Annotated in this window: 24 protein-coding genes; 13 read left to right on the top strand and 11 right to left on the bottom strand. The window is 56.7% G+C overall.

Annotated elements, in window-relative coordinates; genetic code table 11:
- Window positions 1–259: 259 nt before the first annotated feature.
- The 3 genes from FEM41_RS04075 to FEM41_RS04065 form a co-directional block, all read right to left on the bottom strand.
- A complete protein-coding gene (locus tag FEM41_RS04075; RefSeq protein WP_138094701.1) occupies window positions 260–1,300 on the bottom strand; it encodes an NAD(P)H-dependent flavin oxidoreductase in 1,041 nt (346 codons plus the stop codon).
- 395 nt (window positions 1,301–1,695) lie between these two features.
- Window positions 1,696–2,091 carry a rhodanese-like domain-containing protein gene (locus FEM41_RS04070; RefSeq protein ID WP_138094699.1) on the bottom strand — a complete coding sequence of 132 codons (396 nt, stop codon included), beginning with the start codon at window positions 2,089–2,091 and terminating at the stop codon, window positions 1,696–1,698.
- A 66-nt stretch (window positions 2,092–2,157) separates the two neighbouring features.
- Window positions 2,158–3,120, bottom strand: a complete 963-nt coding sequence (locus FEM41_RS04065) for an alpha/beta fold hydrolase (protein ID WP_421805400.1) — start codon at window positions 3,118–3,120, stop codon at window positions 2,158–2,160.
- Between the two features lie 557 nt (window positions 3,121–3,677).
- On the opposite strand from FEM41_RS04065, the gene FEM41_RS04060 reads away from it, so the two are divergent.
- Together FEM41_RS04060 and FEM41_RS04055 are read left to right on the top strand one after the other, a co-directional pair.
- Window positions 3,678–4,307 carry a carbonic anhydrase gene (locus FEM41_RS04060; protein ID WP_138094694.1) on the top strand — a complete coding sequence of 210 codons (630 nt, stop codon included), beginning with the start codon at window positions 3,678–3,680 and terminating at the stop codon, window positions 4,305–4,307.
- A 2-nt stretch (window positions 4,308–4,309) separates the two neighbouring features.
- Entirely contained in the window at window positions 4,310–5,779 is a 1,470-nt protein-coding gene (locus FEM41_RS04055) for a SulP family inorganic anion transporter (protein ID WP_138099105.1), read from the top strand.
- Window position 5,780: 1 nt separating this feature from the next.
- Here FEM41_RS04055 and FEM41_RS04050 read toward each other — a convergent pair whose 3' ends face one another.
- Together FEM41_RS04050 and FEM41_RS04045 are read right to left on the bottom strand one after the other, a co-directional pair.
- Complete coding sequence (locus tag FEM41_RS04050) at window positions 5,781–6,575, bottom strand: SDR family NAD(P)-dependent oxidoreductase (protein ID WP_138094692.1); 795 nt, start codon at window positions 6,573–6,575, stop codon at window positions 5,781–5,783.
- A gap of 56 nt (window positions 6,576–6,631) precedes the next feature.
- The gene (locus FEM41_RS04045; RefSeq protein ID WP_138094690.1) at window positions 6,632–7,489 is read right to left on the bottom strand and encodes a LysR family transcriptional regulator; all 858 of its coding nucleotides are present in this window, start codon (window positions 7,487–7,489) and stop codon (window positions 6,632–6,634) included.
- Between the two features lie 100 nt (window positions 7,490–7,589).
- Between FEM41_RS04045 and FEM41_RS04040 the strand changes: the two genes are divergently transcribed.
- Complete coding sequence (locus FEM41_RS04040; RefSeq protein WP_138094688.1) at window positions 7,590–8,096, top strand: phenolic acid decarboxylase; 507 nt, start codon at window positions 7,590–7,592, stop codon at window positions 8,094–8,096.
- Between the two features lie 4 nt (window positions 8,097–8,100).
- Here FEM41_RS04040 and FEM41_RS04035 read toward each other — a convergent pair whose 3' ends face one another.
- A complete protein-coding gene (locus tag FEM41_RS04035; RefSeq protein ID WP_138099104.1) occupies window positions 8,101–9,147 on the bottom strand; it encodes an AI-2E family transporter in 1,047 nt (348 codons plus the stop codon).
- A gap of 156 nt (window positions 9,148–9,303) precedes the next feature.
- Between FEM41_RS04035 and FEM41_RS04030 the strand changes: the two genes are divergently transcribed.
- Window positions 9,304–10,518 (top strand): MFS transporter, encoded by a 1,215-nt coding sequence (locus tag FEM41_RS04030; RefSeq protein ID WP_138094680.1) that lies wholly within the window; start codon window positions 9,304–9,306, stop codon window positions 10,516–10,518.
- A 4-nt stretch (window positions 10,519–10,522) separates the two neighbouring features.
- On the opposite strand, the gene FEM41_RS04025 is transcribed toward FEM41_RS04030, so the two are convergent.
- Both FEM41_RS04025 and FEM41_RS04020 read right to left on the bottom strand, forming a co-directional pair.
- Window positions 10,523–11,083 (bottom strand): DcrB family lipoprotein, encoded by a 561-nt coding sequence (locus tag FEM41_RS04025; RefSeq protein ID WP_138094678.1) that lies wholly within the window; start codon window positions 11,081–11,083, stop codon window positions 10,523–10,525.
- Between the two features lie 72 nt (window positions 11,084–11,155).
- Window positions 11,156–11,821 carry a 7-cyano-7-deazaguanine/7-aminomethyl-7-deazaguanine transporter gene (locus FEM41_RS04020; RefSeq protein ID WP_138094676.1) on the bottom strand — a complete coding sequence of 222 codons (666 nt, stop codon included), beginning with the start codon at window positions 11,819–11,821 and terminating at the stop codon, window positions 11,156–11,158.
- Window positions 11,822–12,019: 198 nt separating this feature from the next.
- Here FEM41_RS04020 and tusA point away from each other — a divergent pair, with 198 nt between their 5' ends.
- From tusA to FEM41_RS04000, 4 genes are all read left to right on the top strand, one after another.
- Entirely contained in the window at window positions 12,020–12,265 is a 246-nt protein-coding gene (tusA, locus tag FEM41_RS04015; protein WP_138099103.1) for a sulfurtransferase TusA, read from the top strand.
- 175 nt (window positions 12,266–12,440) lie between these two features.
- Window positions 12,441–13,427, top strand: a complete 987-nt coding sequence (locus tag FEM41_RS04010) for a TRAP transporter substrate-binding protein (RefSeq protein WP_138094673.1) — start codon at window positions 12,441–12,443, stop codon at window positions 13,425–13,427.
- A gap of 39 nt (window positions 13,428–13,466) precedes the next feature.
- On the top strand, window positions 13,467–13,976 hold the full coding sequence (locus tag FEM41_RS04005; RefSeq protein WP_138094671.1) for a TRAP transporter small permease: 510 nt from the start codon (window positions 13,467–13,469) through the stop codon (window positions 13,974–13,976).
- 13 nt (window positions 13,977–13,989) lie between these two features.
- Entirely contained in the window at window positions 13,990–15,276 is a 1,287-nt protein-coding gene (locus FEM41_RS04000; RefSeq protein ID WP_138094669.1) for a TRAP transporter large permease, read from the top strand.
- A gap of 26 nt (window positions 15,277–15,302) precedes the next feature.
- Here FEM41_RS04000 and FEM41_RS03995 read toward each other — a convergent pair whose 3' ends face one another.
- Window positions 15,303–15,929 (bottom strand): lysoplasmalogenase, encoded by a 627-nt coding sequence (locus tag FEM41_RS03995; RefSeq protein WP_138094667.1) that lies wholly within the window; start codon window positions 15,927–15,929, stop codon window positions 15,303–15,305.
- Between the two features lie 139 nt (window positions 15,930–16,068).
- On the opposite strand from FEM41_RS03995, the gene FEM41_RS03990 reads away from it, so the two are divergent.
- Entirely contained in the window at window positions 16,069–16,425 is a 357-nt protein-coding gene (locus tag FEM41_RS03990) for a DUF2500 domain-containing protein (protein ID WP_138094665.1), read from the top strand.
- Here FEM41_RS03990 and FEM41_RS03985 read toward each other — a convergent pair.
- Window positions 16,422–16,706 carry a DUF1145 family protein gene (locus FEM41_RS03985; RefSeq protein ID WP_138094663.1) on the bottom strand — a complete coding sequence of 95 codons (285 nt, stop codon included), beginning with the start codon at window positions 16,704–16,706 and terminating at the stop codon, window positions 16,422–16,424. The genes FEM41_RS03990 and FEM41_RS03985 overlap by 4 nt on opposite strands.
- 3 nt (window positions 16,707–16,709) lie before the next feature.
- Window positions 16,710–17,297, bottom strand: coding sequence for a 16S rRNA (guanine(966)-N(2))-methyltransferase (gene rsmD / locus FEM41_RS03980; RefSeq protein WP_138094661.1), 588 nt, complete (start codon window positions 17,295–17,297; stop codon window positions 16,710–16,712).
- A 193-nt stretch (window positions 17,298–17,490) separates the two neighbouring features.
- On the opposite strand from rsmD, the gene ftsY reads away from it, so the two are divergent.
- The 4 genes from ftsY (at window position 17,491) to rpoH (ending at window position 21,944) form a co-directional block, all read left to right on the top strand.
- Window positions 17,491–19,083, top strand: a complete 1,593-nt coding sequence (gene ftsY, locus FEM41_RS03975) for a signal recognition particle-docking protein FtsY (protein WP_138099102.1) — start codon at window positions 17,491–17,493, stop codon at window positions 19,081–19,083.
- 2 nt (window positions 19,084–19,085) lie between these two features.
- Window positions 19,086–19,754 (top strand): cell division ATP-binding protein FtsE, encoded by a 669-nt coding sequence (ftsE, locus tag FEM41_RS03970; RefSeq protein ID WP_138094659.1) that lies wholly within the window; start codon window positions 19,086–19,088, stop codon window positions 19,752–19,754.
- Window positions 19,747–20,820 carry a permease-like cell division protein FtsX gene (ftsX, locus tag FEM41_RS03965; protein ID WP_138094657.1) on the top strand — a complete coding sequence of 358 codons (1,074 nt, stop codon included), beginning with the start codon at window positions 19,747–19,749 and terminating at the stop codon, window positions 20,818–20,820. Before ftsE ends, ftsX begins: the two co-directional genes overlap by 8 nt.
- 266 nt (window positions 20,821–21,086) lie before the next feature.
- Window positions 21,087–21,944 (top strand): RNA polymerase sigma factor RpoH, encoded by an 858-nt coding sequence (gene rpoH, locus FEM41_RS03960; protein ID WP_138094655.1) that lies wholly within the window; start codon window positions 21,087–21,089, stop codon window positions 21,942–21,944.
- Window positions 21,945–22,000: the final 56 nt, after the last annotated feature.

The raw sequence follows: 22,000 nt of genomic DNA, 5'->3' as shown, positions 1-22,000 counted from the left end.
TTTTCATGTTAATTATTTTGTTTTAGTGGGAATATCTGATGTGAAGATGTCCTGTATATATTATCGATGGATAGAGTACATGGATGTCTGCGAATACTTGGGATTATATCTCTGGTTGGTGGTAAAATTCTGGGGTAGTTTTATCAATGATTGTGATAGATATTGTTAACCCGTTTAGTGTTTTATTATCGGCCATCTTTGCCTGGATGAAGTGGACGAAATAGTAAAACCCCTGCCGGGGTGGGCAAGGGCGATCCGATCATTGATAGCGGTCCTTTTCCCGTATGAGTGTTTCCACCAACTGCGCCGCAGGCATGGCGCGCGAGCGCGGAGCACCGGTTCCGGCCCAGTGGGCGGCGTAGTCGTGGCATCCTTTGGCGCTGGCGGCCTGATGCAGCGCTTTGCCGATATCGTAAGCCACCGGGTAGTCGGCCACATCATTGGCAGGCGCATCGATATGCAGCCGGTTGATAATGCCGCGAGCCGGGCGCCCGGAGATGGTGCGTGTGAGGGCAGTATACTGCGCCCGTTCACTGCTGAGCGCTTCCCGGTAGTGGACATCGGCAGAGGATTCCGGGCAGGGGACAAAAGCGGTGCCGAGCTGAGCCGCGCAGGCGCCTGCTGCCAGCGCCCGGGCGATGTCGGCGCCGTCCATCATGCCACCGGCGGCGACAATCGGTAATTGGCAGCGCTGGCGAATGGCTTTCACCAGCGACAGGGTATCGGTCAGAGCGTCGGGCGCGTCGGGGTCAAACATCCCGCGGTGGCCACCTGCCTCGGCGCCCTGAGCGATAACGGTGTCGATACCCGCTTCGGCGATTTGTACGGCTTCTTCCACGCTGGTGGCGCTGGCAAAGGTGTGGACACCGGCCTGGCGCAGTGCCTTAAGGGCACGCTGGTCCGGCAGTCCAAAGTGGAAGCTCACCACGGCGGGAGGCGCTTCCAGCAGCACGGCCAGCATTTCCGTATTATCGATAAAGCTCTGGTAGATTTCGCGTAATTCGCCGGGGGGAAGGGCGTTGAAGCGGCTAAATTCCGGGGTCAGGGCGTTAATCCAGCGCTGTTCGCGCCCGGCGTCGCGGCGGGCGGCAGCATGGCAGAACAGATTGACGTTAAAGGGTCTGTCGGTCAGCGCCTGGGTCGCCTGAATCATCTCTCTGGCTTTTTGAGGCGTAGCGGCGCCCAGACCAATGGAGCCCAGCGCCCCGGCATTGCTCACCGCTGCCGCCAGCTCTGGTGTAGAGACTCCCGCCATCGGTGCCTGAATCAGCGGATGTGTTGCAAGTGAAAATGTTGCCATAACGTTAACCTTAAGCGGTATCTGGTAACGACATGGCAACATAAAGTGCATCTGAAAAGCAACTATTTGATGGCGCAGAGAATTTGGACGGTTGCTTTATGTTTGGTATCCATTTGATTATTAAGTGGAAATTAAATTTAGTTGGTTCCATCCGTTAGCCAAAGATAAACCGGACTGATATCGCATGCCCTTATCTGGCTAAATTTATTCGTCATGGTTTTTATGTTATCCATTAACTTCTTTTTTATTTTTAATGTTCGATAGCCCTGAAAATAAAAAGATGAAAGGTCAACAAGAAAATGAATTAATACAGGAACCTTTAAAAGTATGATCGAATACAAAAAAGGTTCCTGACTCTAATACCGTGACGATTTATTATTGTCAGGTCTGGTGAATTATTCCCCCGCGAATGCGAATCCCTCGTCCGCCCAGCCGGTCAGGCCGCCAGGCATCACTTTAACCCGAAAACCGAGATCCGCCATTTTCATCGCCGCCCTGTCGGCGCCATTACAGTGGGGGCCTGCGCAATAAACCACATAGAGTGCGTCTCTGTCCCAGTCGGCCAGATTCTTTTCGGTCATTAATCGATGTGGGAAGTGCATGGCGCCAGGAATATGCTTTTGACGAAAGGCTTCTTCACTGCCGACGGCGTGAATCAGGGTAAAGTCGATATCGCCATTGGCGAATGCGCTATGAACATCGGCGCAGTCGGTTTCAAATTGCAGTTTCTTTCTAAAGTATTGTGCGACTTCCTGGAGACTCTCTGCCTGATATTCAGAAACAATACTCATTTTTTATTCTTATTATATTGGGGGTTATCTATGACGCCCCGACTTCGGAGCGTCAGATATTATTCTTTACGGCTTGCTACCCAAATCGTCAAGCAGTCGCTGGTGGAACATTTGCGGATCTTCCATTTGCGGCGCATGGCCCATACCCTGGAATTCTACCAGTCGGGCATTGGGGATCATCTTCGCCACCTGTTTCCCCAGTACCTGGTAGTTGCCGAGCTGCTTTTTCACTTCCGGCGACGCAATATCGCTGCCAATGGCGGTGGTGTCACCGGTGCCAATAAACAGCGTGGTGGGTACTTTCAGGTCTTTAAATTCATACCAGACCGGCTGGGTGAAGATCATGTCGTAGATAAGCGCCGAATTCCAGGCGACCTTTTTATGCCCCGGCCCGGCGTTCAGCCCGGCCAGCATATCGACCCACTTGTCATATTCCGGCTTCCAGTTCCCCATATAGTAGGTCTTCTGCTCATAGGCTTTGATACCTTCCGCACTGGTTTTCAGTTCGCGCTCATACCACTGATCCACGGTGCGGTAAGGCGCCCCTTTTGCCTTCCAGTCCTCCAGCCCGATAGGGTTGACCATCACCAGTTTTTCGGTCTGCTGCGGGTACATCAGCGCATAGCGGGTAGCCAGCATTCCGCCGGTAGAGTGACCGATAACAATGGCCTTTTTCACGCCCAGTTTTTCCAGCAGGTGATGAGTGTTATCTGCCAGTTGCTGGAAGCTGTACTGGTAATAGTCCGGTTTGCTGGAGGTGCAAAAACCAATCTGGTCTGGCGCGATAACCCGGAAACCGGCGTCGGTCAGCGCTTTGATAGTGCCTTCCCAGGTGGCGCCGCAGAAGTTTTTACCGTGCATCAGCACGGCAACCCGGCCATTGGGCTTTTCAGGTTTGACGTCCATGTAGCCCATACGCAGCTCCTGCTGCTGGGACTGAAAGTCAAAGTGATGTAAAGGCCAGGGATAGTCGAACCCTTCCAGATTTTCGCCATAGGTGACGGCGGCCTGGCTTTGCGCCGCCAGCATCAGGCCCGCGGCCAGCAGGGAAACGCGTAACAGCTTTCGGGACATCGTGAATCTCCTTTAGCAATTCTAATAAAATCGGAGGGAAAATAAGTACGGCTGATAATTCCCACCGGAAAGGGTGTTAATGGTTTTTATACTGAAAATTGGGTTCAGGTGAAACTGTCGCGAGCAATAACCATAAAAGTGAAGGTGAAATAAGATTATCTAATGATTGGTTATTTAAATAAATTTACGAAAGTCATTTTTATAACGAATGATAATTAATTTTTAGTTAAGAAAATACTTTTAACTATATGTTTTTAAAGTGCTGGTAGAGCGTTCAGTGATAACGATTGCAGTTTTGTGAATTTACGAAAAATAGACATTAAATTTAAGTAAAATGACATAAATAAATTAATTTTGTTTATAGGATAAATCTTAGGCTAATTAATGATCGAAAGATGCTACACCTTATTTTTCGCAGTTGTGGCCTGGTGGAAATGCACGTTGTAGTCAATGTGCCATGCATTATCGCATGACCAGGCCGAAGAGGTATTTCCGAATTAAAGAGGCACGCTTTGACGACGTTAAAACCCCTGTTAGCCAGAAACCGTAGTTGGGCGCTTCAGTGCCGTCAACGGGACCCAAACTATTTTGAGAAATATGTGCATCAGCAGCAGCCGCATTCACTGTGGATTGGTTGTTCCGACAGCCGGGTACCGGCAGAGGTTCTGACCGGCTCTCATCCCGGCGAGCTGTTTGTCCATCGCAATATCGCCAATATGGTCGATAGTTCGGACGATAATTTTATGAGCGTACTGCAGTACGCGTTGTACAACCTGAAAGTGGAGCGGGTGGTGCTGTGCGGCCACTACGGCTGTGGCGGCGTTCAGGCGGCGCTGGCCCTTCCCGAACTGCCGCTGGCGAATGAAGATTCGGCGCTGTCCCGCCGTATCGCCAGCCTGCGCGGCGCTCTGGGTGACGATATCGATCAGTTTCATCGCTCGGAAGATGAAGAGGCCGAGCGCCATAAACGGCTGGTGGAGGCAAATGTCCTTATCCAGTTTGCCCGACTGGCGGCCTGCGAACCGGTGCGTGAGGTCTGGCGCAGCGGTCGGGCGCTGGGGCTGTACGGCTGCGTCTACGAGCTGGGCAGCGGCCACCTGAAAGACCTGATAGAACAAACCGCAGAGGAGTCGTCCCCATGAACTTGAGTACGCTGCGTCAGGATATTCCCGCCGGGCTGGTCGTCTTTCTGGTCGCGCTGCCGCTCTGTCTGGGCATCGCGCAGGCCAGCGGCCTGCCCCCCTTCGTCGGCCTGCTGACCGGGGTGATCGGCGGTCTGGTGGTGACGGCTATGAGTCCGTCGCGCTTCGCGGTCAGTGGACCGGCCGCCGGGCTGGTCACCATTGTGGTCGCTTCGCTGGAGACTCTGGGATCATTTTCCGCCTTCCTGCTGGCGCTGGTGCTGGCCGGGGTGATTCAGTTTGCGTTGGGTGTGGCTCGTGCCGGGCGCTTTATTTCGCTGGTGCCGGGAAGCGTGATTAAAGGAATGCTGGCGGCGATAGGCATTCTGTTGATTATTCAGCAGATCCCCGTGGCGCTACGGGCTTCGGGCGAACACGGCTGGCGAGAGCTGCTGACCGGCAGCTTCGCCTTTTCGCTGCCTGCCATTCTGGTGGGCGGAAGCGGGCTGCTGATCCTCTGGCTGTGGTCCACGCCGTTTATCCGCCGCGCGAAGTCGGTTAACTGGATCCCGGGGCCGTTGATCGCGGTGCTGGTAGGGGTGGTGACGACGCTGGTGACCCAGCGCGTGGCGCCGGAGTGGTTTGCCGCGCTGCCGCGTATCTCACTGCCTGAATTCGCCAGCCTGGGCGGGGTGATCGGCGAACTGGAAGGCCCGGACTGGGCGGCCTGGCAGAATCCATCGGTCTATGTGGTGGCACTGACCCTGGCGCTGGTGGCGAGCCTGGAAACACTGCTCAGCCAGGAGGCGCTGAATAAGCTGCGTCCCCAGCATCCGTCGCCGTCGCCCAATAAAGAGCTACGCGCTCAGGGGGTGGGTAATCTGCTGTCCGGCCTGTTGGGCGCCATGCCGATTACCGCGGTCATTGTCCGCAGTTCGGTAAACGTCAGTTCCGGGGCGCAGTCGAAGCTTTCTATTCTGATACATGGCGGGCTGCTGTTGATCTGCGGTCTTTGGTTCAGCGGTCTGCTTTCCCTGATCCCGCTGGCGAGTCTGGCGGCGGTGCTGCTGCATACCGGCTATAAGCTGGCGTCGCCGCGGCTGTTTGTCGACCATGCCCGCATGGGCGCCCAGCAGTTTGTTCCCTTTATCACCACCATTGTCGGCATCATTCTGTTTGGCATGCTGGCGGGGATCGGGCTGGGGCTGGCGACGCAGATTCTCTACAGCATCTATAAGAGCCATCGTAACGCGCTGCAGCTTACCCGCTACGATGACCACTATGTGCTGCGCTTTCAGCAGAACCTGACCTTCATGCACAACCCGCGCCTGCAGAATCTGCTGGCGGAGATTCCGGAAAACAGCGTGGTGATCGTCGAACACGATAATGCCAGCTGGATGGATCCCGACGTAAAGGCGGTTCTGGCCGACTTTGGCGAGAACGCCCGCCAGCGCGGCATCAGTCTGAATCAGTGGCCGGTGGCGCTCTCCTGAGTCAGACGATATCGTCCACCACGCCGCCGTCCACCCGCAGGGCGGCGCCCGAGGTGGCGGAGGCCTGGGGTGAGCAGACGTATACCACCATATTCGCCACTTCCTCTACCGTGGCGGCCCGCTGAATCACTGAGGCGGGCCGCTCGGCCATTACGAACGCCTTTGCCAGTTCTTCCAGCGACTTACCGGTTTTGGCCATCTCTTCCTGCATCATTGCTTCGAATCCATCCGACATCGTTGGCCCGGGCAGTACGCTGTTGACCGTGACGCCGCTGCCCGCGGCATATTTCGCCAGCCCGCGGGACAGCGCCAGTTGCGCCGTTTTACTAACGCCATAGTGGATCATATCGGCGGGGATATTGCGGGCCGATTCGGAGGAGATAAACACCACCCGGCCCCAGCCTTTGGTCATCATGGCCGGGAGCAGGGCTCGGGAAAGGCGCACGCCGGACATCACGTTGGTCTGCCAGAAGCGATCCCAGGTGGCGTCATCGACCTCATCAAAGGGTTGCGGGCCGTAGATACCGGCGTTATTCACCAGAATGTCTACTCCGGCGACCTGTTTCAGCAGGGTTTCAACGCCCTGTGCGCTGTCCAGATTCGCCGCCACGCCGCGTAGATTCGCGGCCGGAAGCGCCGAGCGCAGCGTCTCCAGACCGTGGTTCACCGAGTCATCGCTGCGTCCGTTAATGATCACTTCGGCGCCGCTTTCCGCCAGCCCGTGCGCAATCGCCAGGCTTATTCCGCCAGTAGAGGCGGTGACCAGGGCGCGCTTTCCGGAAAGGTCGATATACATGCTGCTGCTCCTCATGTCTGATGAATTATCACCTATAAGGGTAGCAGTCGTGCGGTTCAGGCTTCGTTAAACAGGCGCAGCAGGGTGGCAACCGGGGCATCCAACGGAGTGAGATCCTGGCGTACCAGCAGGTGTAGCGGCGTGGCGCGACGCGCTCCGTGGCTGAGGGGGAGCGGAAGCAGGGTGCCGTCGGCAAGCGGCCCGGCAATACGCTCTTCCGGCAGCCAGCCGTAGCCCACCTGGTGTAGTACCGCTTCAGTCGCGGCATCAATGGTCGAAAAGATCCAGTTTTCCCCCGGTGAGTGGTCAGGGCTTTCCCGGGGATCGCGACCGGCAATCTGGATTAAAGGGTAGCGGGCAAGCAACTCTTCACTAAGCGGTTCATCAATATGGCTCAGGGGATGATCGCGATGCGCCACGGCCACAAAGTCGATATTCATCAGCCACTGACCGCGACCGCTGATGTCCTGACGGCGGGTCAGCACCATTACGTCGGCATCGGCGCTTAGCGGTTCGTATTCCAGCACTTCGGTCAGATGGATGCGGGTGGCGGGGTGCAACTGCTGAAAGCGTTTAAGCAGTCTGAACAATCGGGCGCGGGGATAAATAGCATCCACCACCAGATCTAGGCGAGCGCGTACGCCGTCGCGCAGGGTGGCGGCGCGGGATTCAAGATAGTAAAAGGCACTGAGCAGTGGCCTGGCCTGGGCAAGAAGCAGCTCTCCCGCCGGAGTCAGCACCGCCCTGCGCCCTTGTGGCTGTAGCAACGCCACACCAAGCCTTTCCTGGAGCAGGTTCAGGTTATAACTGACCGATGACTGGCTGCGGTTGCTTGCCTCTGCCGCCCGGGCAAAGCTACCCAGTTCGACTACTTTTTCCAGTAGCGCCCACTGCTCAAGGGTTGTTTTGTGCATAATTGATTTAATTATCCGATGAATTTAATGAAAAATTAGCGTTATTCACCCAAAAAGTGAAGAGGTATTCTTATCTCATCAATTCATCAGGAGGTACAACATGAGCAACTTCGATAAACAGGATCTGAGCGGTTTTGTGGGCAAACATCTGGTGTATACCTACGATAACGGCTGGAATTACGAAATTTACGTAAAAAACGCCAGCACCCTGGATTACCGCATTCACAGCGGGATTGTCGGTAATCGCTGGGTGAAAGATCAGCATGCTTATATTGTGCGGGTGGGAGAGAATATCTATAAAATTTCCTGGACTGAGCCGACCGGGACCGACGTCAGCCTGATTGCGAACCTGGGCGATCGCCTGTTCCACGGCACCATCTTCTTCCCGCGCTGGGTGATGAATAACCCGGAAAAAACGGTTTGCTTCCAGAACGACCATATTGCGCAGATGGAGGCGTATCGCGAAGCGGGCCCGGCGTATCCCACCGAAGTTATCGATGAGTTCGCCACCATTACCTTCGTTCGCGACTGTGGGGCAGATGACGACAGCGTCATCAACTGCCCGGCTAGCGAATTGCCTGCGGATTTCCCCAACAATCTGAAATAACGCGTTATGGCAACGGGCGCTGCTTCGGGCGCCCGGGGCCCAGCAAAATCGCCAGTTTGCTTCCCCCTTTGGTGGTCTCCATCCAGATCTTACAGACGCTGGTTAGCGGCACCGAAAGCAGCATTCCCACCGGCCCCAGCAGCCAACCCCAGAACAGCAACGACAGAAAAACCACCAGCGTTGACATTCCCAGACGACGGCCCATCACCCTTGGTTCTATCATATTGCCGATGACCATATGAATGGCGGAAAACAGCGCGCCCACCATCAGGCATTCGTACCAGCCGTTAAACAGCATCGCCTGTATCATGGGGGGAATGGCGGAGATAGTCGCGCCGATATTGGGAATAAAGTTCAGCAGAAAGGCCAGCACGCTCCACATCAGTGCGAACTCCACCCCCAGCAATTTCAGCCCCATCCAGGTAGTTATCCCGGTTAACAGACTCATCAGGGTTTTGAGCGCCAGATAGTGGCTCACCCCTTTCAGGGCGCGGTGCAGGCTGGCGATGTGAATCCGCGGATTATTCAGGGCGAAGCGCAGCTTATAGGGAATGTGGCGCACTTCCATCAGCATAAAGATGACGGTCATTACCAGCACCACCACGCTGACCATGGCGCCAGAAAGCTGGGTCATCAGGGTGGTGGCGAAAGAGACCATTCGTTCGGAATCCATGCGCTGTAGCAGGCGTTCCGGCGAAAGATGCTGATTACCGGGAATCAACCGTTCCAGTTGAAGCGCTCTTTCGGTCAACATCTGGTTGAATTCGGGCAGTCGGGTAGCGAATTCATTGAGCGAGCTGGCCAGCACGCCAATGACCAGCGACATCAGGATCAGCATGGTAATCACCACCACGGTGACCGCCAGGCCGCGCTGCAATCCGCGGCGCATAAACCAGACCACCAGCGGGTTGAGCACGATAGCAAAAAATACCGCCAGCAGTAGCGGCACAATAATATCCGACGCTGCGCGGATACCGGCCACAATAATGACCAACGCCGCCAGCTTCTGCAGCATATGCAGCCCGGCTTTCTCAGGGTCATAGCCTGACATCATCAATCCTTTTCTATGAGTGGTAGCAGGTGGGGCGCCAGAAAGTGTAGCGATATCTGGCGCATTTACGACGGATGATATCTGAAAAACGCGCAGTCGCCTGCTGAAGATTGCGTTTATACTGGGCGTTTTGTCGTATAAACCAGTGGTACTTTCATGCCCGATCAGGCAAGCGAGCCCGCGTTGAGCGGGTGGCGCCTTAATGTGCGGATCGTTTCCGTTGTTATTTTTAACTTTGCCAGCTATTTCACCATCGGCTTGCCGTTGGCGGTGTTGCCCGGTTATATCCACGAAGGGATGGGCTACAGCGCCTTCTGGGCGGGGCTTGCCATCAGTCTGCAATACTTCGCCACGCTGTTAAGTCGCCCCCATGCCGGGCGCTATGCCGACCAGTTGGGGCCTAAAAAGGTGGTGATTCTTGGCCTGTGCGGTTGTTTCCTGAGCGGCCTGGGTTATCTGCTGGCGGATCAAACCCGCGGCTGGCCGCTGTTGAGCCTGGGACTATTGTGCCTGGGACGGGTGGCGCTGGGCATCGGGCAGAGCCTGGCCGGGACCGGCTCGACGCTATGGGGCGTGGGACTGGTGGGAACGCCTCATATCGCCCGGGTAATCTCCTGGAATGGTATTGTCACCTACGGGGCCATGGCCGTGGGCGCGCCGCTGGGGGTCTGGATCTGGCACTATGGCGGGCTGTCGCTGCTGGCCGCGATCATTATGGGCGTAGCGCTGCTGGCGGTGGTACTGGCCCTGCCGCGCCCGGCGGTAGCGGCCAGTAAGGGCAAATCGCTGCCGTTCCGGGCGGTGCTGGGTAAGGTGTGGCCATTTGGGCTGGCGCTGGCCTTTGGATCCGCCGGATTTGGAGCTATCGCCACCTTTATTACGCTGTTTTACGACGCCCGTGGTTGGGAAGGCGCCGCCTTTGCGCTGACGCTGTTTAGCTGCGCTTTTGTCGGCACCCGACTGTTGTTCCCCAACGGCATTAATCGCCTGGGGGGCCTGAATGTGGCGATGATCTGCTTTAGCGTAGAGTGTCTGGGGCTGCTTTTGGTCGGTCTGGCGCCGTCGCCGCTGATGGCAAAGGCGGGAACGCTGCTGGCCGGTGCCGGTTTTTCACTGGTATTCCCGGCATTAGGCGTGGTGGCGGTGAAAGCGGTGCCGCAGCAAAATCAGGGCAGCGCGCTGGCGACCTATACGGTATTTATGGATTTGTCTTTAGGGATTACCGGGCCGCTGGCCGGGCTGATCATGGCCTGGACCGGAGTTGCCTCTATCTACCTTGCGGCATCGGGGCTGGCGGCGCTGGCGTTACTGCTGGCCTGGCGCCTGAAATTCTGGCCTGCCCGGACGACCGGGCAGGCCACATCATCGTAACCGGTTACTGAATCTTGAGGGTCTTAACGATGTTGTTGGCGTCGCTCTGGGCTTTCTGCTGATCGTCGGCAGGCAGGGTGACCTGCATGGTCAGCAATTTGTTATCCACTTTGCCCAGCAGGACGGTGGACCAGGCGCTCTGACCACGGGCGGAGACAATGCTGTCCAACTGTTGCAGGGTCTGGCCGTTTACTTCCAGTGATTTGTTGGAAACCACCTGGAGCTGCGGATCGCGGTTACGCTGCTGCTCTTCCAGACGCTTCGCCAGAACTTCCAGCGATTCGTTGGTGGTATCGCCCACAATGACGATCACGGCTTTCTGGCCGGTCGGATCGGAATAGACATGCATGTTGTTGCTCTGGGTACCGACCTTACCGCTCTGATCGGACATATCCGCTGGCAGTGAGAAGGTCAGTTTGCCGTCCAGCAGCGAGACAGACTGGCCGTTTTCGCTGCTTTGTGCTTCATCGCCGCCCTGGGCAGGCGTTTGGCTGTCACTGTTATCGCAGGCCGCCAACCCAAACACCAGCAGGCCGATACCGACATATTTTACCAGGTTGCGCATTGATTCTTCCTTACAGGTTATTTAGCACCAGGGTTGTGCCTCTCCTTGCATCTTAACACAAGATGCGAGCTGTCAGAGCGGCTGTAGCGCGGAAGGGGAGTGCCCCTTTGCCAGCCGTTTCAGCAACATATTCAACAACACGCCGTAGGCTGGCAGGAAGAAGATAATACTGATAAGTACTTTAAAGCAGTAATCGACCGTTGCGATCTCCACCCAGTTCTGGGCCATAAAGGGGTCGGGACTGCGCCAGAACGCGATAAAGAAGAACGCCAGGGTATCGCTGAAATTACCGAAGAAGGTTGAGGCGGTCGGCGCCAGCCACCAGCGGCGGCTCTGGCGCAGCCGGTTAAAGACGTGTACATCCAGAATCTGTCCCAGCACATAGGCCATAAAGCTGGCGCAGGCGATACGCAGTACAAAGATGTTCAGCCCGCCGAGCGCCGCCAGTCCCTGCCAGCTTCCCATATAGAACAGCGACGAGATAATCCAGGAGAGCAGCAGCGCCGGAATCATCACCGCGAAGATAATGCGTCGCGCCAGCGGCGCGCCGAAGATGCGCACCGTCAGATCGGTCGCCAGAAAGATAAACGGGAAGCTGAAGGCGCCCCAGGTGGTGTGGAAACCCAGAATGTTGACGGGGAGCTGAACCAGATAGTTACTGGAGATAATCACCAGCAAATGAAATAGCGAAAGCCCAATTAGCGCCCGACGATGCTGGCGCAGCGTTAATGCGATCATATCAACGACCTTTTTGATAAATGGGGTGAGGGAACCCAGTTGCGACAGGGTTACAAGGCCTGGCGCGCTGAAAACGCCGCATCATACTGCTTTGGCAGGCTATTGCAATGGATGATTTTCACGCAATCGTTCACCTCGCTTGCACGAAGAATTACCAGGCGTAAACTAATGCGATTTTCAGAAGCTGATGAGAAGAGTATGTCCGATCCTTTCGATTGCGCGAACCATACCCTGGACGCCCAGGGACTGCGCTGCCCGGAGCCGGTAATGATGGTGCGTAAAACGGTACGCACTATGCAGACCGGTGAAACACTGTTGATTATCGCCGACGATCCGGCTACCACCCGGGATATCCCCGGCTTTTGCCGCTTTATGGAACATGAGCTGCTGGCCCAGCAGACGGAAGCCCTGCCTTACCGCTATCTGCTGCGCAAAAGCCACTGAGTTCACGGACAGCCAGGCTGCTGTCCTGAACCCCGGTCACATCCAATTTAAACCCCTGTTTTAAAAATTGGCGCTTTTGTGAAGCGCTTCACTCCCGCTTTGTCTCCGCTGGTCTAGTTTTAAACGGCCATGTAACAAAATTTTAACCAAAAAAAGACCTGCCGGAGCTGACACGATGACCCATAAAAGCATACTGCCGGCGTTAGCCGGTTTCTGTTTGAGCACCGCGTCACTGCTGTTTGCGCCCGTTGCTGCGGCGCAAGTGATTAAAGCGGCGGATGTCCATCCCGAAGGCTATCCCAACGTGGTTGCCGTCCAACAAATGGGCGAAAAGCTGGAAAAAGCGACCAACGGAGAGCTGGAAATTAAAACCTTTCCCAATGGCGTTCTGGGCGATGAAAAACAACTCATCGAACAGGCTCAGGTAGGCGCTATTGATATGATTCGCGTCTCTATGGCGCCGGTTTCTTCCATTCTGCCCGCAACAGAAGTCTTTACGCTGCCCTATGTGTTTCGCGACGAAGATCATATGCACAAAGTGATTGATGGCCCGGTCGGTAAGAAACTGGGGACCATGCTGACCCAGGATCCTAACTCACGGCTGGTATTTCTGGGCTGGATGGATCCTGGCACCCGTAACCTGATAACCAAGAAGCCAGTGCTTAAAGCGGAGGATCTTAAAGGGATGAAGATCCGGGTGCAGGGCAGCCCGGTCGCGATTGATTCTTTAAAGGCGATGGGCGCTAACGCGGTGGCGATGGGGGTGAGTGAGGTATTCAGCGGCTTGCAAACCGGTGTGGTTGACGGGGCCGAAAACAATCCTCCTACCTATGTCGCCCACAACTATATGCCGGTGGCGAAGCACTATACCCTGAGCGAGCATATGATCGTGCCGGAAATGCTGCTCTATTCCCGGGTGAAATGGGACAAACTGAGCGCCGACCAACAGCAACTCATCATGAAACTGGCTCATGAAGCGCAGTTCGAACAGCGCAAGCTGTGGCAGGCCTACAACCAGCAGGCGCTGGAGAAAATGAAGGCCGGCGGCGTGCAGTTCCACAAGATAGACAAAACCCCGTTTATTGAGGCGACGGCGCCGGTACGCGAGAAATATGGCAAGGCGTATCCGGAGCTGATGAAGGCGATCGCTGACGTTCACTAACCTGTGGCCGGGTATTAGCCCGGCCCTTAGGGAGGACCTATGGCCCGTCTCTATATCACGTGGATGGATCGCCTGTACCTGGCCGCTATGGTGGTTTCCGGCATGGCATTGCTGGTGATGACCGTGGTGATTCCGGTGGGAATCTTCTTCCGCTACGTTCTGAACCGCGGCATTCCATGGCCGGAGCCGGTAGCTATCCTCTGTATGGTGACTTTTACCTTTATTGGCGCTGCGGTCAGCTACCGCGCGGGCGGGCATATTGCCGTCAAAATGTTGACCGACAGGGTGCCGGAAGGCTGTCAGCGCTTGCTGGCGCGGCTGGTGGATCTGCTGATGCTGGTGATTTCGGCGCTGATGCTGTGGTACAGCTTCTTTTTGTGCCAGGGACTGTGGCACCAGCCGGTGGCGGAGTTCCCGCTACTCACCGCCGGACAAACCTACCTGCCGCTGCCGGTGGGTTCGGCCATTCTGATTCTGTTCGTTATCGAGCGACTGCTGTTTGGCTCTCAGGCCCAGCGACCGCTGGTGATGCTTGGCAACCCGGAATAGACGGAGGTAACGGATGGACGCACTGGTGTTATTACTGACTCTGGCGGCGCTGCTGGCCGTGGGCATGCCCGTCGCTTTCGCGGTGGGACTGAGCGCGGTAGTGGGCGCACTGTGGATTGGCCTGCCGCTGGAAGCGCTGATGATTCAGATAACCAGCGGGGTGAATAAGTTTACCCTGCTGGCGATACCCTTTTTTATTCTGGCGGGAGCCATTATGGCGGAGGGCGGTATCGCCCAACGTCTGGTGAACTTCGCCTATCTGTTCGTCGGCTTTATCCGCGGTGGTTTGTCGCTGGTAAATATTATGGCCTCCACCTTTTTTGGCGCTATTTCCGGCTCGTCGGTGGCGGACACCGCCTCGGTGGGTAGCGTGATGATTCCGGAAATGGAAAAGAAAGGCTATCCGCGGGCCTACGCCGCGGCGGTGACCGCCAGCGGCTCGGTGCAGGCGATCCTGATTCCGCCCAGCCATAACTCGGTGATTTACTCGCTGGCGGCGGGGGGAACGGTTTCGGTCGCCGCGCTGTTTATCGCCGGGGTGTTGCCGGGGCTACTACTCGGTGGTTCGCTGATGCTGATGTGTATGCTGTTCGCCCGGCGTCGCGGCTACCCGAAAGGGGAACCTGTCACTCTGAAAGCGGCGCTGAAGATCAGTATGGATGCCCTGTGGGGGCTGATGACGGTGGTCATTATCCTGGGCGGTATACTTTCCGGCATCTTCACCGCGACCGAATCGGCGGCGGTAGCCTGTCTGTGGGCCTTTTTCGTCACCATGTTTATCTATCGCGACTACCGCTGGAACGAATTACCGAAGCTGATGTTCCGCACGGTGAAGACGGTGACCATCGTGATGATCCTGATTGGCTTTGCTGCCGGGTTCGGCGCGGTGATGACCTGGATGCAACTCCCGACGCGGATCACTGAATTCTTCACTTCGCTGTCGGATAACAAATACGTCATCCTGATGTATATCAACATCCTGCTGCTGTTGATTGGCACCCTGATGGATATGGCGCCGATTATCCTGATTCTGACGCCGGTGTTGCTGCCGGTCACCAACGCGCTGGGTATCGATCCGGTACATTTCGGCATGATTATGATGGTCAATCTGGGGATTGGCCTGATTACGCCGCCAGTGGGGTCGGTGCTGTTCGTCGCCAGCGCGGTCAGTAAGCAGAATATTGAAACCGTGGTGCGCAATATGCTGCCGTTTTACGGCGTGCTGCTGGTGGTACTGGCGTTGATTACCTGGATACCGGCTATCTCGCTCTGGCTGCCGAAACTGCTGGGGATGATGTAGCGGGCGACCCGGGTCGCCCGCACGGGTTACAGATAAAGTGCGCGCACGATCATAAAGTGACCGGCGAAGTAGCAGGCGGCCCCTACCGCATTGGCGGCGCGGAAGCTGCGGCGATAGTGGCTAATCAGCCAGATAATATTGCCGAGCAGCAGCAGAGCGGCGCCGATAAATCCCGAAAGCGCGGTGGCGGTGGGGCGCAGGAACCACTGCTCCGCCGCCAGCCACACCATCACCAGCGTCATACCGATAAAGGTGCAGACCGGCCAGCGGAAGGTTTCCAGCCGGGTCCAGATGGCGGCGATAAGCAGAGCGCCGATGATGAGCAGCGCCAGCGGAATCGGCCAGAAAAAGTTAAGCGCCATACTGCTGGCGAACCAGATGGTATAGAGCAGATGGGAAAGGAAGAAGGCGCCAATGGCGTAGAGCATGCGCTGGCCGGGCAGCATCGTTAGCGCATCCCCCACCATACTGGCCAGCAGCCCCGCCACCACCAGATAGCCGATAGCGCTGAACATCGGCGCCTGCCAGGCCAGCATCAGCAGCAGTAACAGGGTAATGGGTTTAAATACCCAACGTTGCCAGGCGGGCCCGCGGTAGGTGGCATCCACATACAGCCAGCCGGAAAAGAAGACAGCGATAAATGACCACAGCATATTAAGCCTCTGAATCCGTTATGATTAGGCACGCTCGCGGCGTACGGTCCTGTCTCCAGTCTGGTGCGCCGGAGCGGGAATGACAAGAGCACTTTGTGCAGGCTATTCTTAAATCTACCGGCAAAGCAGAGACAGTCAAATGAATAAAATGCCGCTTTTCTTCATAATTATCATTGCACTAATTGTGGTGCTCGCCTCATTTCGCTATATGCACCAGCGACGTCAGAATGCGCTGAATGATGCGGCGCCGCTGCAAACGCGCCAGGCGGTGGTGGAAGAAAAGAGTCAGACGCCCGCGAGCGAACGACGATCGCGGCAGCGTCAGGTGACGCCGCCGGAGGATACCTTACGTTATGAAGTCAGCTTTCTCCCCCAGCAAGGAGGCGAAGCGTTGCGCTTTCGGGTAAGTGCCACGCAGTACCAGCAGCTAACGCCCGGACAGGCAGGCACGCTACAGTATCGCGGCACGCGGTTTGAAGGTTTTTCTACCCGTTAACGTTTCTGCTGCTGTTTCTTCTGCCAGGCCAGTAGTTCGAACACCCCAAACAGGAAGATTCGGATCTGCTGGGCGGCGCCCAGCGGCTGGTCGGCTTTACCATTTTTATCGGCAGCCTGAGAGGCCTTCAGCAGGGTCAGCTGCAGGCCGTGCATCAGGATGGTGAAAACCATCGCCACATTAACGAAGATATTGAGCGGACGAGGAAAGGGCTGCACCAGGTTGAGCAGCATAAAGCCCCACACCCCGAGCATGAGCAGGCGCCCCAGATTAATTAACATTTTTTATTCTCCAGTAGTTACTTCGCGATGATAGAGGCGCCAGGCCACCTGGCCTGCGACCTTTTCCCGGTGTAGTGACCAGGTGTGCGGCACGTTCGGGGGGCCGTTTTCGACTTCGCTTTCCACATAGATCAGCGCTTCGTCGGCCAGCCAGCCGTTGTGCTCCAGCAGGTGAAGGGTCTCGTTTAGCAGCCCTTTTCGAAATGGCGGATCGACAAACACGAGATCAAAGGGTGTGCCCGGGCGGGCAAGAAAGCTCAGGGTATCGGTGTTGACTACCTCGCCCTGGGGAGCCTTAAGCGTCTCCAGGTTCTTACGCAACTGCTGGGCCACGATGCGATCCTTTTCCAGCAGCGTCGCGCTGGCGGCGTAGCGGGAGAGCGCCTCCAGCCCCAGAGCGCCGCTACCTGCGAAGCAATCGAGGCAGCGCGCCCGGGTTACCCAGGGAGCCAGCCAGTTAAACAGCGTTTCCCGCACCCGGTCGGTGGTGGGGCGCAGTCCGGGGCTGTCCGGCACCGGGAGTTTTCGGCTACGCCACTGACCGCCGATAATTCGGATCTGGCCGCCGCCTGCGCTATGGGGTCTTTTCATAACTCTCACTAAAATGCGATTCTGACCGGCTATTTTAGCGGGCCCGGAAGGCGGGGGAAACCTTAATCACCTGGAGTGCTGCCAGCCCGGGAAAGTGTTAAACTAACGCATTCAATTTATTTCATAATCAGGCTCCCGTCCGCGCAGAAGACGGGGCTGCGCCATGAATCAACAGCGAGGAGCATGGTCGCCAATGGCAAAAGAGAAAAAAAGGGGCCTTTTTTCCTGGCTGGGATTCGGCCAGAAGGACCTGGCAAAGGAGCCGGAAGCCGAACAGCAACCCCAGGAAGAGGCCACTGACGGCACAGAGCAGCCACCGCGCGAAGAGGCGCCTGCCTCCGTCGAGTCGTCAGAGTCGGCAACCCCTGTAGAACAGGCTCCTCACTCTGAGGAAGAGTCTGAAAAATTTGCCCACTCGGTGGTGGAGATCAATGAGCAACTGACGGAAAGCGAGAAACCGCATCCGCAGCCGCCGGAAGAGCAAGAACAACCCCGTGAACCGTTAAGCGAAACACAGCCGGAAGCGCCGGTTGTTGAAGATAAGGCGCCGGAGCCGGAACCTGAATCGGCTGGTCGCGACGTCTGGCAGGATGAGCAGTCGCGTATCGTAGACGAAGAGCTGGATATCGCCCGCGCCGAACTGCGCGACAGTGCGTCAGGCCAGTTGGCGGAAGATGAAGCCGACGCGCAGGCGCCCGTTGCGGATGCCGCGCCGGAGCAGGAACAGCAAGAGGCGGTTGCGCAATCCGCTGCGCCTGACGAGGATCGTGCAGAAGCAGAAGCAGAAGCAGAAGCAGAAGCAGAAGCAGAAGCAGAAGCAGAAGCGCCGCAGCCTGCCGCTCAGGCAGAACAGGAAAAGCCGACCAAAGAGGGCTTCTTCGCGCGTCTGAAACGCAGCCTGGTGAAAACCAAACAGAATCTGGGCTCCGGCTTTATCAGCCTGTTCCGCGGTAAGAAGATTGACGACGAACTGTTTGAGGAGCTGGAAGAACAGCTGCTGGTGGCGGACGTTGGCGTAGAAACCACGCGTAAGATCATCGCTAACCTGACCGAAGGGGCTTCCCGTAAGCAGCTGCGCGACGCCGAAGCGCTCTACGGCCTGCTGAAAGATGAGATGAGCGGTATCCTGGCGAAGGTGGACGAACCGCTGAACGTAGAAGGTAAAACCCCGTTCGTGATCCTGATGGTTGGCGTTAACGGCGTGGGTAAGACCACCACCATCGGCAAGCTGGCGCGTCAGTTTCAGCAGCAGGGTAAGTCGGTGATGCTGGCTGCGGGGGATACCTTCCGCGCCGCCGCGGTGGAACAGCTCCAGGTCTGGGGCCAGCGTAACGATATTCCTGTGGTGGCGCAGCATACCGGTGCCGACTCCGCCTCGGTGATTTTCGACGCCATTCAGGCCGCCAAAGCGCGGGATGTCGACGTACTGATCGCCGATACCGCAGGGCGTTTGCAGAACAAGGCGCACCTGATGGAAGAGCTTAAGAAGATCGTGCGGGTGATGAAAAAGCTGGACGAAGAGGCGCCCCATGAGGTTATGCTCACCATTGATGCCAGCACCGGCCAGAACGCCGTTAGCCAGGCGAAACTGTTCCATGAAGCAGTGGGCCTGACTGGCATCACCCTGACCAAACTGGATGGGACCGCGAAAGGGGGAGTCATCTTCTCTGTGGCGGACCAGTTTGGTATTCCGATTCGCTACATCGGCGTCGGTGAGCGGATTGAAGATTTACGTCCCTTCAACGCGGACGATTTTATTGAGGCACTGTTTGCCCGAGAGGATTGACTATGATTCGCTTTGAACAAGTCAGCAAGGCCTATCGCGGCGGGAGGAAAGCGCTGCAGGGCGTCTCTTTCCATCTGCGACAGGGCGAGATGGCGTTTCTGACCGGCCACTCAGGGGCCGGGAAAAGCACCCTGTTAAAGCTGATTTGCGGCATTGAACGTCCCAGCGCTGGCCAGATCTGGTTTGGCGGCCATGATATCAGCCGCCTGAAAGCGCGTGAGGTTCCCTTCCTGCGACGTCAGATCGGCATGATTTTCCAGGACCACCACCTGTTAATGGACCGTACCGTATATGACAACGTGGCGATCCCGCTGATTATTGCGGGTGCCAGCGGTGAAGATATTCGCCGCCGCGTCAGCGCGGCGCTGGACAAGGTCGGGCTGCTCGACAAAGCGAAAAGTTTTCCTATTCAGCTTTCCGGTGGTGAACAACAGCGGGTGGGCATCGCCCGCGCCGTGGTGAATAAGCCCGCCGTGTTGCTGGCGGATGAACCGACCGGTAACCTGGACGGCGCCCTGTCGGAAGGCATTCTGCGCCTGTTCGAGGAGTTTAACCGCGTAGGGGTCACGGTGCTGATGGCGACCCACGACCTTGCGCTGATTTCACGGTGCCCGTATCGGGTGCTGAACCTGAGCGAAGGACATCTGCACGGAGGCGCCGCCGGTGAATAGACGCAAGCTGGTATCCAGGATCAAGCAATTTAACAGCCGGAACCCGCGCGGCGGGAAATCCTCCGGTCGACTGGGCGAACTGGGCCGCCTGGCGAAACAGCGGGTCAGTAGCGGCGGTAATCGTTCCTCCCAGCCAAGGCGCAAGGGCGTGAAGGGCGGCGTTAACGAACAGTTTCGCTATGCCTGGCAGGGAGCCCTGCAGGATCTGCGGGATAAACCCTTCGCCACCTTTCTGACAGTGATGGTGATTGCCATCTCCCTGACGCTGCCGAGCGTCTGCTACATGGTGTACAAAAACGTGAACCATGCGGCGACCCAGTATTATCCCTCTCCGCAAATCACCGTTTATATGGATAAGACGCTGGATGATAGCGCAGCCCAGCAGGTGGTGGCGCAGATTCAGAGCGAAGAGGGGGTAGAGAAGGTGAACTACCTCTCCAGAGACGAAGCCCTGGGGGAATTCCGTAACTGGTCCGGCTTTGGCGGCGCGCTGGATATGCTGGAAGAAAACCCGCTACCGGCCGTGGCGGTGGTGGAGCCGAAGGTAGACTTCCAGGGGACCGATTCGCTGAATACGCTACGTGACAGAATTTCCCGGGTTCAGGGAATTGATGAAGTGCGTATGGACGACAGCTGGTTTGCCCGGCTGGCGGCGCTGACCGGACTGGTGGGCCGCGTGGCGGCAATGATCGGCGTGCTGATGGTCGCCGCAGTGTTCCTGGTTATCGGCAACAGCGTGCGGTTGAGCATCTTCGCCCGCCGCGACACGATCAACGTGCAGAAGCTGATTGGCGCCACCGACGGCTTTATTCTGCGTCCCTTCCTGTACGGCGGGGCGCTGCTGGGCTTTAGCGGCGCTTTTCTGTCGTTGATTCTGTCAGAGGTGCTGGTGCTGCGGCTTTCGTCTGCCGTTAGCGAAGTGGCCCGGGTGTTTGGTACTAAGTTCGAACTCAGCGGCCTGTCATTCGACGAGTGTCTGCTGCTGCTACTGGTCTCCTCGATGATTGGTTGGGTGGCAGCCTGGCTTGCCACTGTGCAACATTTACGTCACTTTACCCCTGACTGATAAATCTCTGGTATACTCATTCCCTGCTTGCGAGATCCCGTCAGCAGGGAATGAGCAGTATGTTGACTCTTTCTACTCCCTGCCTGCGCTTTCATAGCATCGTCACATTTTTTTGATATTCTTATTCACAATTCGACATTGAACTTGTGGATAAAATCACTGTCTGATGTTACTGAAGCGCGTATGCTCGCAACAGCAAATGTCGCTCCGGAGCGGCGTTGCCTGATGGGGACGACGCGGAGTAAAAAAGAATTGTGAGGATTTGAATGACCAACGAGATGCAAAATTTAGCTTTAGCCCCGGTGGGTAACCTGGAGTCTTATATCCGGGCCGCCAATGCCTGGCCGATGTTGTCGGCTGAGGAAGAGCGGGCGCTTGCTGAAAGGCTGCATTACCAGGGCGATCTGGAAGCAGCTAAGAAGCTGATCCTGTCCCACCTGCGCTTTGTTGTTCATATCGCTCGTAACTATGCCGGCTATGGCCTGCCGCAGGCGGACCTGATCCAGGAAGGGAATATCGGCCTGATGAAAGCGGTGCGCCGCTTTAACCCGGAGGTCGGGGTGCGTCTGGTCTCTTTCGCCGTTCACTGGATCAAGGCGGAGATCCACGAGTATGTGCTGCGCAACTGGCGTATCGTTAAAGTGGCGACCACCAAAGCCCAGCGCAAGCTGTTCTTCAACCTGCGTAAAACCAAGCAGCGTCTTGGCTGGTTTAATCAGGACGAAGTCGAGATGGTGGCCAGGGAACTGGGCGTCAGCAGTAAGGACGTGCGTGAAATGGAGTCGCGAATGGCGGCCCAGGACATGACGTTCGATATGCCGTCCGACGATGATTCCCACGACGGCCAGCCGATGGCGCCGGTGCTCTTTTTGCAGGACAAAACCTCGAACTTTGCCGATGGCATTGAGGATGATAACTGGGAAGAGCACGCCGCGGATAAGCTCTCTGACGCGATGCAGGGTCTGGACGAGCGTAGCCAGCATATTATTCGCGCCCGCTGGCTCGATGAAGACAACAAGAGCACGCTGCAGGAACTGGCCGACTGCTACGGCGTTTCCGCCGAACGTGTGCGTCAGCTTGAAAAGAACGCGATGAAAAAGCTGCGAGCCGCGATCGAAGCCTGATAAAGCGCTCGCAGCTAACAAACCCCGACGTCTCCGGACGCCGGGGTTTTTTATTG

Origin of the sequence: Jejubacter calystegiae, from assembly GCF_005671395.1 — a bacterium.
Lineage (GTDB): Bacteria > Pseudomonadota > Gammaproteobacteria > Enterobacterales > Enterobacteriaceae > Jejubacter > Jejubacter calystegiae.
This window is presented reverse-complemented; position numbering and strand designations above follow the sequence as displayed.